This is a genomic window from Fibrobacter sp. (genome assembly GCF_045112255.1).
Classification (GTDB): domain Bacteria; phylum Fibrobacterota; class Fibrobacteria; order Fibrobacterales; family Fibrobacteraceae; genus Fibrobacter.
Map to the genome: position 1 here is coordinate 16969 of NZ_JBGUHR010000114.1, position 13562 is coordinate 30530.

General features: G+C 46.9%; 13 protein-coding genes. 7 read left to right on the forward strand and 6 right to left on the reverse strand.

From position 1 onward, the window contains the following. Positions 1 to 79: 79 nt before the first annotated feature. A complete protein-coding gene (locus ACJMM9_RS14200; RefSeq protein WP_405328303.1) occupies positions 80 to 358 on the forward strand; it encodes an ORF6N domain-containing protein in 279 nt (92 codons plus the stop codon). A gap of 17 nt (positions 359 to 375) precedes the next feature. On the opposite strand, the gene ACJMM9_RS14205 is transcribed toward ACJMM9_RS14200, so the two are convergent. Then, entirely contained in the window at positions 376 to 1212 is an 837-nt protein-coding gene (locus ACJMM9_RS14205; RefSeq protein ID WP_405328306.1) for a hypothetical protein, read from the reverse strand. Positions 1213 to 1403: 191 nt separating this feature from the next. On the opposite strand from ACJMM9_RS14205, the gene ACJMM9_RS14210 reads away from it, so the two are divergent. Continuing rightward, the gene (locus ACJMM9_RS14210) at positions 1404 to 1889 is read left to right on the forward strand and encodes a hypothetical protein (RefSeq protein WP_405328309.1); all 486 of its coding nucleotides are present in this window, start codon (positions 1404 to 1406) and stop codon (positions 1887 to 1889) included. 4 nt (positions 1890 to 1893) lie between these two features. Here the strand turns inward: ACJMM9_RS14210 and ACJMM9_RS14215 are convergent, their stop codons facing one another. Beyond that, positions 1894 to 2829: a bile acid:sodium symporter family protein gene (locus ACJMM9_RS14215; protein WP_405328312.1), complete on the reverse strand. Its 936-nt coding sequence runs from the start codon at positions 2827 to 2829 to the stop codon at positions 1894 to 1896. A 173-nt stretch (positions 2830 to 3002) separates the two neighbouring features. Here ACJMM9_RS14215 and ACJMM9_RS14220 point away from each other — a divergent pair, with 173 nt between their 5' ends. Genes ACJMM9_RS14220 through ACJMM9_RS14230 form a run of 3 tightly spaced genes read left to right on the forward strand, consistent with a single transcriptional unit; the run spans position 3003 to position 7671 of the window. Beyond that, positions 3003 to 3986: an acyltransferase family protein gene (locus ACJMM9_RS14220; protein ID WP_405328315.1), complete on the forward strand. Its 984-nt coding sequence runs from the start codon at positions 3003 to 3005 to the stop codon at positions 3984 to 3986. A 48-nt stretch (positions 3987 to 4034) separates the two neighbouring features. After that, the gene (locus ACJMM9_RS14225) at positions 4035 to 4682 is read left to right on the forward strand and encodes a ribonuclease domain-containing protein (RefSeq protein ID WP_405328318.1); all 648 of its coding nucleotides are present in this window, start codon (positions 4035 to 4037) and stop codon (positions 4680 to 4682) included. Positions 4683 to 4722: 40 nt separating this feature from the next. Beyond that, positions 4723 to 7671, forward strand: coding sequence for a glycoside hydrolase family 44 protein (locus tag ACJMM9_RS14230; RefSeq protein WP_405328321.1), 2949 nt, complete (start codon positions 4723 to 4725; stop codon positions 7669 to 7671). A 140-nt stretch (positions 7672 to 7811) separates the two neighbouring features. Here ACJMM9_RS14230 and ACJMM9_RS14235 read toward each other — a convergent pair whose 3' ends face one another. Continuing rightward, positions 7812 to 8822: a hypothetical protein gene (locus ACJMM9_RS14235; protein ID WP_405328324.1), complete on the reverse strand. Its 1011-nt coding sequence runs from the start codon at positions 8820 to 8822 to the stop codon at positions 7812 to 7814. 399 nt (positions 8823 to 9221) lie between these two features. Here ACJMM9_RS14235 and ACJMM9_RS14240 point away from each other — a divergent pair, with 399 nt between their 5' ends. Both ACJMM9_RS14240 and ACJMM9_RS14245 read left to right on the forward strand, forming a co-directional pair. Then, on the forward strand, positions 9222 to 10061 hold the full coding sequence (locus ACJMM9_RS14240) for a DUF4423 domain-containing protein (RefSeq protein ID WP_405328327.1): 840 nt from the start codon (positions 9222 to 9224) through the stop codon (positions 10059 to 10061). Beyond that, positions 10058 to 11626, forward strand: coding sequence for a carboxypeptidase regulatory-like domain-containing protein (locus tag ACJMM9_RS14245; RefSeq protein WP_405328330.1), 1569 nt, complete (start codon positions 10058 to 10060; stop codon positions 11624 to 11626). Before ACJMM9_RS14240 ends, ACJMM9_RS14245 begins: the two co-directional genes overlap by 4 nt. Before the next feature lie 15 nt (positions 11627 to 11641). On the opposite strand, the gene ACJMM9_RS14250 is transcribed toward ACJMM9_RS14245, so the two are convergent. From ACJMM9_RS14250 to ACJMM9_RS14260, 3 genes are read right to left on the reverse strand one after another with little or no spacing between them, the layout of a single operon-like run. Further along, on the reverse strand, positions 11642 to 11965 hold the full coding sequence (locus tag ACJMM9_RS14250; RefSeq protein WP_088640469.1) for a DUF3392 family protein: 324 nt from the start codon (positions 11963 to 11965) through the stop codon (positions 11642 to 11644). Positions 11966 to 11978: 13 nt separating this feature from the next. After that, positions 11979 to 12620, reverse strand: a complete 642-nt coding sequence (gene coaE / locus ACJMM9_RS14255) for a dephospho-CoA kinase (protein ID WP_405328333.1) — start codon at positions 12618 to 12620, stop codon at positions 11979 to 11981. Between the two features lie 27 nt (positions 12621 to 12647). Further along, positions 12648 to 13517 (reverse strand): EamA family transporter, encoded by an 870-nt coding sequence (locus ACJMM9_RS14260; RefSeq protein WP_405328336.1) that lies wholly within the window; start codon positions 13515 to 13517, stop codon positions 12648 to 12650. Positions 13518 to 13562 lie beyond the last annotated feature (45 nt).

Here is a 13562-nt window from a genome sequence, read left to right on the forward strand (position 1 = left end):
ATCTAATCGGATACAAACTGTCAAGGGGTATATAGGCATATGCAGAACTTTCCATAAATCGGAGATTTCTTGACGTTTTTTGCTTGACCGTGATATTGCAGAAATGTATGGTATAGAAATAAAGGCGCTGAATCAAGCAGTGAAAAGAAATCCTGAACGTTCCCCAGATCTGTTTCAACTGTCCTCGGATGAATATCAGAACGTAAAGAGATCTTTATGGTCACAATTTGTGACCATAGAAAATGCGGAGGATCAACGCGGGCGACACACCAAACATCTCCCTTGCGCATTTAATGAGCAAGGTGTCGCGATGCTTTTAAAACCAAGATTGAAACAAGACTTATTGAACATGAGCTAGCTCAGTAATCCAACACATCACTCTCTCTTGACCGTCGTTGTAACCTCCAGCGTATCGACTTCGCTGTACGGAGTCTTGTAAACCAATTTCCAAGTAAAAGAGCTATCCTTCAAAGACAAAACGTCCATTGCATAAAAATGAGATTCTGGAGGTGCTGGCATGTTCGTGTATTTAGAATTTCCACAATAAGTTGGATAATTGCCGCAATAACATGTATAGTGCGGAAACGAACGCATCACAGGACAAGAAATAGAAACAGAATGTATTGTCGACACCGTTTTGAGATTCAAGCTTAAAGAATCCTTGCGTTCGCTTTTTTCTTCTGGATTTGCAATTTTTGTGGAGTCTTTTTTCTTTCCCGGTTCATAGAAAGTAACGCCACTAGGTAAATCAATGGCAGTTAACTCGTAAGGAGACGAGTATGTTTTTGAATGCGAACAAGGGAATGTTCTCTTTACCGAAGCAAATTGTTTTCTAAAATAAGCAGTGTCAAATTCCGCATATATAGGACGAGGGATATAACTCGTTTTCTTAAACAGGCCAAAATTTAGATTTATGTAAGCAGTATCTTGATACGTATTTGTGTCCGGTCTATATTTCCGCAAAAGCGGATAACGCGGATTACCTTTATATATATCGTCAGGACACAACTCCGCATGGCAGTGAAATTCATCCCCATTTATCTCGCAGTTAGAGGCTCGCCATACAGAAATTTCGCCTTTGTGATCTTTAATGCGATAATACACCAAAGCATTTTCAGGAATGCGATTGCTATAGTACAGAAAGAACAGCGTTCCTGCAACCAAAACAAGCAAAATAGGTAAAGCAATTTTCAAAACGAGCTTAAACTTCATATGGCATAACATACAAAAGTCAAACAACAAGCGCAAGCAACTTCACAAATTCATTCGCCATTTCACAAAAAAACAGCACTTGTTTTTCTCAAACTATAATTGTATATTGCATACAGCACCAGAAACGGTGATGTTAATAGATCGCAATCCGCGCAAGCGGGGCGATCTTTTTTCGTCTTAAGGAGAGGAAAATGAACAAAATCAAACTTGTAGGAATCCACACAGAAGGGGCCTTGCGCTTGTGGTACGGACCCGAAACGAAAATAGGGGTATTTGCGTCGAGAGATTTTGACGTGAACGATTACCGCTTGGAACAATGGGCTACAGAAATGGGGCGACGCCATCAATGCATTGTAGGCACATTCCATTCCGATGCAGAGCGTCGCATTTTGGATATTGCACTTGCAAACGGAGCGTTTGCCGTCTGGATTCGCGGATGCGCCCTCCCCCGCATTTATCATGGCGAAGTAGAAAAAGCGATGAGAAACGACCATTTGCTGACGCTTTCATGTTTTCACAGGCGACACCACAATGAAGCGACCGCACGTTATTGCATACAGTTGGCATCATTATGTACCAAAAAGCACACGTTCTTTTTAAACGAGAACGATTCGCTGCTAGAATCTGTTTATCGCAAGGTCGCCAGGTTTCCCAACACGCAACTTTTCAGCAAATAAAAAACTACTTATCCCAACGGCGATAAACATTCGCAAGAATTGCGCCGGAAATGTTATGCCATACGGAGAAAATGGCTCCAGGAACAGTCGCCATCGCAAGCGAAGAAAACGCCGTTGCCGCAAGGCTTGTAGCAAGCCCAGAATTCTGCATGCCAATTTCGATGGAAAGCGCCTTCGTTTTAGGCGTAGAGAACTTGAGCATTTTGCCGAGGCCAAAGCCACAGCCGTAACCAAGTAAATTGTGAAGAATCACCACCGCAAACACGATGGCGCCCGTGGAGAGAATCTTCGCTGCATTGTGCGAAACGACCGCTGCGACAATCATCGCAATTGCAATCACGGAAACAAGCGGCAAAACTTTAATCGCCCGCGCAGTCCATCTGCCAAAGAACTTGTTGATAACAAAGCCAAGCGCGATCGGCACAAGCACAACCTTCACGATGGAAAGGAACATTGCCATCACATCGACGTTCACCGTCGTTCGGAGCAGCAAGTATGTAATCGCAGGAGTCAGCACAGGCGCAAGGAGCGTATTCACGCTCGTCATCCCGACAGAAAGCGCGACATCGCCCTTCGAGAGATAAGTGATGACGTTACTCGCAGTGCCTCCCGGGCAAGTGCCAACGAGAACCACGCCAGCCATTAAAGCGGCATCTAGTCCAAAAATCTTTGAAAGCAAAAAGGCGAGTACAGGCATCACCACAAACTGCGATGTGCAACCGATGATGACTTCCTTGGGTCGCAAGAACACTAGCGCAAAATCGCTCAACTTGAGCGTAAGCCCCATGCCAAACATCACGACCATCAAAAGGTAATTCACCCACGAGAGCTGGATCCAAAGTGTCGTACTCGGAGCAAATAAAGAGAGCGCCGCAATCGCAAGCACCACCACCGCCATCCACTTGCCGATAAATTCACTGATTTTTTCAAGAATACGCATCGCTAAACGTCCTAGCCAAAGCAAAAGTTTCGGGCATTCAAAGAGCAGCCCCAATGAATATAGAATATTTACAATTTTCACTAGAAAAATTGACATCGTTATTTTGAAAAATCAAGTATATTAATAAGGTGAATAGCATACTCCAATTATTGTCAAAACACAGAAGTGGCATAATGGGCTTTGCCATATTATGGATTATGCTGTTTCATTTGCCCGTTCCTACTGATTTTGCGTTTCTAGATTTTTTTAAGGCGCTAGGTTACGGCGGGGTCGATATTTTTCTATTCCTATCGGGATTTGGGTTGTATTTTTCCATGTCCCGAAAAAACTTTTCATTAAAGAAATACTACAAGAGCCGTTTCTTTCGAATCATTCCTGAATTCTGGCTTATCATTTGCATTGTCTTCTTGACACAGATGAATTTCAGCCTTAAAAGTTTCATCTTTCTGTTTTGCAGAGCGACAACATTGAGCTATTGGATGAAGCTGCAAGAAGAACTATGGTTTATCCCTTGTATCATTTTCTTATACATCATCTTTCCCGTTTATTTTAAGTTATTTAAAAAATACGGAACAAAAGTTTCTTTGTACTTCGTGTGCGCAGGCTTATCTCTTATTTTAATTTACGCTCTAACTTGCATATACTATTACGACAATAAAAATTTCGGAGGATTCATTATATTCACATACGCAAGGATCCCGATATTTTTCATAGGTGCTTATTTTGGGCACTTGGCAAAGGACGGGAGCAATATCGCCTTAAGCAAAAAACTAAAAACAATTGGACTCGTCTCTGCAATCATCGCCCTAATCATTTTACAATGTTTTATGATTTATTTTCCAAGAGAATTACACACCTGTTCTCTGGCGTATTTGCCTTACATCATCATCACCCCTACCCTGTGCATCATCCTTGCCAACTTTTTTGAGAAATGGAAAGTTCTCGACAAAATATTTACCGTCATGGGGCTTTTATCTTTGGAACTATACTTGTGTCACGTATATATCTACAAGCTTTTCTTTGTCTTTATAGACTACCTGGATAAAGATTCTTCAAACATTCTCATCATGCTTATTTCATTTATGGCGGCGTACACACTATTTTTCATCAACAGAAAAATTTTCACAAGAAGAACAAACATTAGAATCAGGCCGTAGCTATGGCGTACCGCCAATCGATTTTAAAGCTTTTATTACATTTAAAATATGAAATCGATAAAAGTACTTTTTCTTGCAACTGCAGCTTGCTTTTTTGCAAACGCATGTACCGTATCAGCCCCAGAAGACAACTGCAAAGAAGCCTCCTACGACAACATACTGTGTTATGAATATTCTGTTGACGATTGCGGGAATATCATTTGCGCACCACCGTCATCATCAGATTCAAAAAAATTTTCATCTAGCAGCACTGTTAAAAGTTCTTCCAGCGAAAAAACAAAATCGTCTAGTAGTGTAGCTAGTTCTTCATCTGTCAAAAGCAAAAGCATCTACGAAGCGGTCCAAGAATCCGGCAAGTACACCACGCGCGATTCCGTAGCTGCATACTTGTGCAAATTTGACAAGTTGCCGACAAACTACGTTACACAGGACGAAGGCAAATCTCTTTACGAATCAAAAACAGGCAAGTCTTTCGAAAAGTGGAATTTCAACCCGTGGACAACTATCGGCATGATGATTGGCGGTGACAAGTTCGGAAACAGCGAAGGTCTTTTGCCCAAGGGAACATATCACGAAGCCGATGTCGATTACTCGGCCAAAAATCGCGGCACCAAGCGTCTCGTTTATCAAAGCGATTGCGTCATTTACTATACCGCCGACCATTACGAATCCTTTAGCCAGCTAGAAATCAAATAAATTTTCACACTGAACCCTACCCCATTTTTGAGGAGGTCTTATGAAATTCAAAAAAATTTTGTGCAGCGCAGCATTCGCGATTTCTGCGACCACTGCACTTGCGGCACAGAACGTCATCGAGGTTGACGACACGCAACCGGGCATCAAAATCAACACAGATAATATGATGGGGGCCGATCTTGCCATCTGGAATCCGCCCACGCGCTATTACGACATGGCGCGCGCCCTCGCCACAGGCGGTTACTCGATTTTCCGTTTCCCGAACGGGAGCCTGAGCAATGACTACCACTGGAACGGAGCCGGCAAATACGACAGCACGGGACTCTGGATCCCAAGCGACACAAGCTGGGCACCGGGATTCCTCGGCGAAACGATTTACCGAGGCACGACAAAAGACAACTACGGATTCATCCGTCGCAGCCACCTTGCCGATGGCGACAAGAGCACTATGTGGTGGGGAGAAATACTCAACCCGAACGATCCGCCTTGGGTTGTCATTGAATTCCCCGAAAAGAAAGACCTCGATTCCATCATCATCGACTGGGGAAATCTCCGCCCGAAGTCTTTTGAACTTTCGTACTGGACCGAAGACTACGCCGAATACCCGGGAGTTCACCAGAATCTTGAAAACAAGCTAAAAAGATTGGGAACCGTCAAGGTTACGAGCAATCAGACTAAGTACAAGTTTGCAACAACTCGCGCACGTTATGTAGCAATCCGCTTCAAGACAACCGACTTGCCATCTAAAGGTGTGCAAATTCGAGAAATGAAACTCTATAGCGGCTCCGATGATTTACTCGCCGGAAACGATTACAAGTTCTTCGCGATGTCCACGCGCAATGGCGACAAGCCGCGCACCGACTGGACCAACATCAAGTGGCATTTCGAAGAATTCATGACCTACATCAAAAAATTCCCGGAAGGAAGACAGAACGCCGTTATCTGCGTCAACGCAGGTACAGGCACCGTCAAGGAAGCCGCCGCTTGGGTCCACTACGCCAACAAAGTCAAAAAGTACAACATCAAGCAATGGCAAATTGGCAACGAGCTTGACGGCGAATGGGAAGAATCCGGTCCACTTTCGGCAAGGCAATACGCCGCTCGTTTTATCGAGTACGCCCGCGCGATGAAGGCCGTTGACCCGAGCATCATTTTGCACGGTCCTCTCCTCAGTACGCACAAAATGCAACAGAAAGGCGCCGGTCTCATGGATGGTAAATACTGGATGGCCGAATTTTTGCGCATCGTCGGCGAAGCCGAAAAGGCCGACGGCAAACGCTATCTCGACGTCGTTGACTTGCATACATATCCGTACTGGGCACCCGAAAATCTGAACGCCGCAGACATGCTCAAGGCAAGCCTTGACGTCGGCCACAACGCCGATACGCTGAAAGCCTGGATGAACAAGTATCTCGAGGGCAAGCGTCGCGTATTCCTCTCGGAATTCAGCACGTCCGTGCAAGGGAGCCAAATCTGGATGGACTACCCGCAAGCCGCCGGCATGGCAAACATTTTCGCACAATACCTCGTCCGCTTTGGCGACCGATTCCAGGCGCTCCCGTGGGACGCCTTCGGCAACGTCTTTGAAGGCCCTGACCATACATGGGGAACCATCAGCATGACCGCCCTCGTCAAGGAAGGTTCCTGGAACCTCTGGGGAAGCCTTGAACCCACCGCCGAATACTACGGAGTCTATATGGCGTATATGCGCTTCCTCGATCCGGGATTAGATTATGCCGTCGTTCCCGTCAAAAGCACAACCGAATCTGTCGTACCATACGCCGTTTGCCACCTCGGAGATCAAGATCGCTGTCACGTTTTGCTTGTGAACCTCACAGACACCAAGCAAATTGTGCAGGTTGACCGTAAGAGTGAAAAAAAGAAGCCGGGCAACTATCGCACCGAAGTTGACGTATTCGGAGCAGAACAGTTCAAGTGGATTGGCGACCAAAAAGACGCTTATCCGTACCCGAAAATGGGACCAAGCGGTCGTTTGCTCGAAGGCAAGAACCGCGATATCGAAATTCCGCCATTCGGAACTGTCGTTGTCCGCATGAACGCATTCAACCATACGAAACCCACTAGCCCAACGATTATCGCAGCAGCACTCGAAAAGAAAGTAATGACCGTTGGCGATACGCTCGATCTCTTTGTGACCGCCACGGAAACATCTTCAATACCGCTCGCCGGAGCCAACATCCAAATCAAGAAGTGGGACAATAAAGGAACACTTACCGTCCGTGCTACACCTGATGACGGCAAATGGAATTCTTCCATCGAAAGTTTCCACATTCAAGTTCCTGTCACAAACAAAGTGTCTATCGGCAAGAAGGAAATCAAACTCACCGTCTCGAATGGACCGAATTCGAATGGACTGAAATGGCCGGACACGCTCAACATTCCGTTCCGCGTCCGTGGCGCTTACCGCACTACAAGCGTCATGCAAAACTTCGACAACGGTCTAGATAACGTCTCGTGGTTCCCAGTCGTCAATGGCGACAACGCCACCTCCATGGATGCCAAAATCTATAACGGGAATCCGCCTCTCGGCGGCTACATCCGCCACGACTTCATCGTCGAGCAACCACCTAATCTAGGCTGGCCGAACTACTCCGGCGCATACTACAACGTTCCCGAAGAAGTCAAGAAATCCGTCGGCATCGTTTTCGATTACGCCACAACGCACAACAATCCGCAAGGCTATATTGAACTGCAAATCATGTCGAGCCAAGTCGAAGACTACGACGAATTCATGGTCCGCCTCAAGAACACTCGCGGCAACTGGGTTCGCGACACGCTCATCTGGGAAAACATGAAGCAGGAAGGCTGGGGCAAGACGATTCCGCAACTCGACCCGACCAAAATCAAGAACTTCGCGTTCCGCGCACGTCACAGCGGCAAGGGCTACATCAGCCTCGACAATATCTACCTGCTCGGCGAAGACGGCAAGGAAGTCCCGATGCCCAAAGGGCTACGGAGACTCAGGTAAGTATCCGCAATTCGAGACGTGTAAGGTGATGCCGGTTCAAGGCCGGCATGACATTAAAAATGCCGTCCTCGCAATAAGCAGGGGCGGCGATTTTCATTTGAAAGCTTAATGGATCCCCTCCCTAACGGTCGAGGATGACCTTACGCGAGTTCGTTCACGTGCTGAAGCACGAGCTTTTGAGCAGCTCCATTGTACAAGACAGCATCATAGTTTTCGCCATTCTTGCCCACGCGCGATTCCGTCACAATGCCATTCTGAGCGCCCGATTCCGTCGGTTCAAAGAAAATCTTGCCAAGTGCAGTTTTCTTCTCTTCAAGCATATTCTGAGCCACGAACCAGTCGCGAATTGTCTTGAAATAAATCTTTTCAACGTTGGAATTCTGCGGGAGCAAATCGTTCAAGCGCCTTGCAATTTCGCTTACCGGCACAGGAGATTCATCGCTCGGATAATTCTTAAGCTGGTCCTCAGTTACATGGAATTTTTCTTTGCCCGTGCGACCCGATTCACCAGATTCCGCACGTTCCTTGCGTCTAGCCAAGCGTTCGTTCGCCTGAGCAACGCACTTATCAACGTTGTTCAAAATAAATTTCTGGGCATCGACATTGCACTTCGTGTAAATCGAATGGTGTCCACGAATATCCGCTTCGACCTTTGCAAAGCCAAGCTCTTCACCACGCGGAGTCGGCAAATTCAAGTCCTTGCCCTTATCGTTTTCTTCCTTCAAAAGAATGCCTTCTCTCGAAAGGACCTCGGCAACGTCAGCATACACAAGCGGCATCATTCCACTTTCATGCGGAATCAAGAAATTCAAACGGCGTACAACACCAGAAACAGAAATCGGTTCTTCGGACACTTCATATTTAGACAACATTTCTGGAGTAAGAACAAGTTCCTGGGTTGCCAGTTCGCGCACCTGACGTGGTTTTAAAACTCTTTGCGGTTTTGGAGCAGCCACCTTTTCACGACGTTCCATTACCGGCATCACTTTTTGCTTTAAATAATCGGCCACATAAGTAAGGCACTTGCTAATACGATCCTGCTTGCAGACATCAGTTTCCGGGAGCATTTCCTCAGTCAGAGGATTCACTCCGCAAGAAAGCTTTCGGAGGTACATTTCGGCACGTTCAAGAATCTTAATTTCAGCTGGCATTTTAAATAATCCCTCATGAATCTTTTCGGACATACCCCAATATACATCTTTTATAGACAAAAAAAGCCGGCACAGTATTTAACCGCACCAGCTTTACGCCTATACACCAATTTTTATTTAAATTTTAGCCGTAAACGAAGCCAAGAACAATAGCGATCAACGAAAAAATTACGACTTGCCTAAGAACAACGATGTCTTCTTTTTGCATTTAGCTACCTCTCTGTTTTTTATGTCCCTAAAATAGATTTAAAAAAAGGTAACCGAGCAGATGTAAGAAAAACATCATTTTTGCTCTATGCCAGCGTGACATTCATCATATTGTCAATTCGTCAATAAAACTTACAAAAAGCTTTATTCTCGCCGAATGTAAATAATCTATTTCATAATAGAGGTTCACGCATGTTAAACATTGACGAAATTGGCGATTATAGAGATTTGCTAAAAAATTTTTTCGTGCAGAAAAAATTGGAATTTCCTCTTTTCTCTTATAAAATGATGGGGCAAAAACTCGGCCTAGAAACAAGCCAAGTTTTCCGAGTTCTCAACAAGGAATCACATTTACCAGCACAGAGCATTCCGCTTTCGAAAAAGTTACTGGGTCTCAAAGGACGCGATGGCGAACTTTTTGAAATTCTGGTAGCCGCATCACGAACAAAATCTAAAGCCAAAAAAGACAAGCTTTACAAGATGGCCCTCGCGCTGCAAGACGTCAGCCTCCGCAAATTAAATTCCAATGAAATCTTATTTCTCAGCCGCTGGTGGATTCCCGTTGTCCGCTCAATTATCGAAATCAATGGCGGCAAAGCAGATGTCCGTACGCTCGTCAAGCAAATCACGCCCGCCGTTTCCGAAGACCAGGTGAAAGAAGCCATCCGCGTCTTGAGGGAACTCAAAATGATAACGCCGCTCGCCTCCGAGCGCTACGCCGTTTCGACAGTCAATTTTACATCGGCAGGAGCAACCAAGGTCACCGCCATTCGCAGTTACCAGAATCAACTGCTCACACTTGCGCAAAACGCGCTCGTCAACATTCCGCCAAGCGAACGTAACATTTCATCAGTCCTCGCCTGCGTCGATGACGAATGTCTAGAAGATCTCGTCGAGATGACTTGCGAATTTCGCAGACAGGTGCAAAAGCGCGTTGCCGAAGTTACAGCACCCAAGAAGGTCATGCAGTTCGTCTTCTCGCTGTACCCCGTTGCGGACATTTCAGAAAAAGAAAACGCGAGGATAGCATGAAAAAGTTTTTAGCTCTTCTATCCTGCATTTTGCTATTCGCCTGTTCCTCGGATAAGGATTTTGCAGGCGCAAGCACCGTTGAAACAGAAAACGCTTGCATCATCAACGTCGTAAACGTCGATTCAAAACCGGCCGCCAACGTTATAGCAAGGATCCGTCCGCTTTGGTACGTCGAAGGAGTTTCTAAAGATTCATCCGTCATGCCAAACAACGTTCGAGATGCAATCCTGGAAGTCACCGCCGATTCTCTCGGCAACATTGTCATGGATTCCATCAGATTCGATAAAGGCTACATCGAAATCATCGACGGCAACGCAGGCGTTTTCCAGAGAGTCGCATCAAGCGACTTAAGAAAGAACAAATTAACAACCCTGAAGATGGAACAACTCGGCTCCGTTTCTGGCAAGGCGGAACTTTCCGAAGGAGCAGACTACGCCTGGATCCAAATTTACGGCACCGATAGAATAGCAAAGACGAATAAAGAGGGCGAATTCACGCTCGATTCACTTCCGCCCGCAAGCTATCAAATTCGAGCGATTTCGCCTAACGAGCAAGCCACCATTGGCGAAGCCTCCATTACAATTTCCGCCGGAGAAAAGAGCGATATCCAAACGCTCGCAAAGCCGACTCTTGAAAACGAGCAGTTGGAGCAATGGGCACACGCCCGCACCATTCCGCTCGACTCGACCGTTTCTGATTGGATGAAGCCCATTGCAGAATCCACCGTTGTCTTTGTGCGATTAAACGAAACGAACTTCGACTTTAGCGAAGCGATGGAAAACGGCTATGACATCCGATTTACCGACCAAAGCGGGAACCGCCTCGCATTCAGGCGAGCGTTCTGGAACAGCACAACGCAAGACGCCCCGCAATCTGCCGAATTCCAAATTCGCATCAATGGAACTTCTAGCGTCGAAAGCATCGAAATGTACTGGGGCAAGACCGCCGCGCTCGACGCAAGCGCAAGCAGCAACATTTGGGCAGGCCTCCCCGACTCGCTCGTGAAAGCCATCCATTCCGTCAAGCTCATCGATTTCGAAAAACAAAAACTCGAAACAGCATTTGATTACAGCGACGGCGCTCGTGAATGGTATTTCTTGCCGCAAGATTCCAACGTCACGACAACACCCTCAAGCGAAAACGCAAGCGACGCTTTCGAATTTAACGAAGATCGCAACGGCTACGTATTCCACTGGAAGAGTTCCTCCAAGACAAGAGGCAAATGGTCCATGATCGGAACGCGCATCAACCGCATTCCAGCAAGCCTTGAAGGCATCGATTCCATCGCATTCTACGCCAAAGGCAAAGGCGAGCTCGGCTTTGCGATTGAAGTTCTCGAAGAGCCAACCGGCAAAACAAAATACGTTGACAATCTCGATTCCACCTGGAAACGCTTTAGCTTCACGCCAAGCGATTTTGTCGAAGGCGACGGCGAATACGGCAACAAAGGCTGGGACTTTGTAAAAGCCCGCGTCACAACATTCACCATCTGGATTGTAGATGACAGCGAAATGTGGATTGACGACGTTATTTTATACGGAGTAAACCGCGATAATTTCAACTAGGGACCGTGCGCGTCCCTAAATGTCCTTACCGCTTTTGGCAAGGAACGCAAGCAACACAAAGCATCCCGCAACCACACCAATCAAAGGCAAGTCCGAAAGTTCTCGCAGCACCATGCGCAAAAGGCGCACCATCTGCGAACTCGCAAAAGCATACCCCACGCTGCACAGCACAACGAACAACGCGAAACGCCCGATGAACGGGATGCTTTTCGTAATGCGCTTGAAATAGTTGTTGATGCAGGCGCCATAGAGCATCAAAAGCGTTGCAATTAGCCCGACCGAAATCGAATTCAGGTGCGCTCTCAGAAAATTGGCAAACTGGTGGATGTAAGGTTGCATAACTTCAATATAGTCAAAGTAAATCGTTCAGCAGTTCATCAAGCTGGCGTTCCACATGCATTTTATCGCCATCGTTCATGATCGTGCGAATCCGCTTGCCTGGGAAAAGTTCTGGAACACAGGCCCCACGCTGGTTTTCAATGCGGCGTCTGGCATCGCATTCACTGAGACCGCGCTCTACCAAGCGTTCCAAGCGCACATTTTCAGGAGCATCGACAATCCAGATTTCATCGAGCATTTTCACAAGTTCTGGATCTCGTGAAAAAAGCGCAGCCTCCACGAACCGGCAACTGCCCGCGGCACTCGTCAACGGCACGGCATTTTCACTAGAAACGCCCGAGCCATTCTCAGCATTTTCGTCAAGAAACTCAGCAACAGCGCGGTCCAAGTACGGGTAGACAATCTGCTCCAGCTTCACGCGGGCACCCGCATCTGCAAAAACGCGGTCCGCAATCAGCGCGCTATTCACGCCCGCAGGCGTCAAGCATTCCTCACCAAAGAACGAAGCCATTTCAGCGCGCAACCCCGCCGAATCGCGGTAAAGTTCATGAATTTTGCGATCGGCATCAAGCACCTGGAAATTACGCGTACGCAGCAAGCGCCCTATAAAGGACTTGCCCGCACCAATAGAACCCGTAATTCCAATCTTTAGCATAACGCCACTACTCCGCGTCCGTTAAAATCAACGACCGAGCGAAATCAGACACAAGCCAATCACCACGCCCAGCATCGCAAAAAACTTCATCTTGCTCTTGCGTTCCTTGAATATAAGAATTCCCGCCAAGAAGCTGATGAACACACTCGAACGACGCAGCACTGTAATGATAGAAATCAACGCATCCGAATCGCTCACCGCCAAAAAATAGCAACGGTCAGCCACAATCAACAGCGCCGCCACCGCCAAAAACGACCAGCGGAACTGAAACGGAGTCGTCTTCTTGCGCGTCGGGTACCACGTAAACATCGTCGTCAGGAACTGCACCACGCACATGTAAATACTGAACCACACCTGCACCGTCAACGGCTCGAAATTCATGCGCTGCAAAATAAGCTTGTCGTAAATGCCGCTGCATGCTGCAAGAATCGTTCCAAGGAGCATTGCCACGACCCAGCCGTTGCTAAAGAAATGCCCCATCTCCTTACGTCCCGCAAGCGAAAGCCCGATGTACGAACAAACGCAAACCACAATACCGACCCACTGCATCACCTGCGGGCGTTCGCCCAAGAACCCGACCGCGATCATGATTGTAAACAAAGGAGCAAGTGCACGAATCGTCGTCGAAATGCTGAGCGGCATATGCGCAATCGCACTGTACGTAAAGAGCCAGCTCCCGCCGACAATCACCGATTTAACCATCAAGAACAGGTGATCGTGCAAAGTAAGCGGTTCGCAGTGTCCCGACAAAAGCACGGGTAGCATAAACAAAGCGTAAAATACACTGCAAAGTAACAGAACCGGCCGAACCGCGTTATCCTGAACCGATTTCTTCTTGGCCAAATCATAAAAGCCGAGAAAAACAGCCGAAGCAAAAGCCAATATTAACCATGACATAACGCGCCAAATTTAAAAAATACCGCCCATTCTTCAAAGAGTTTG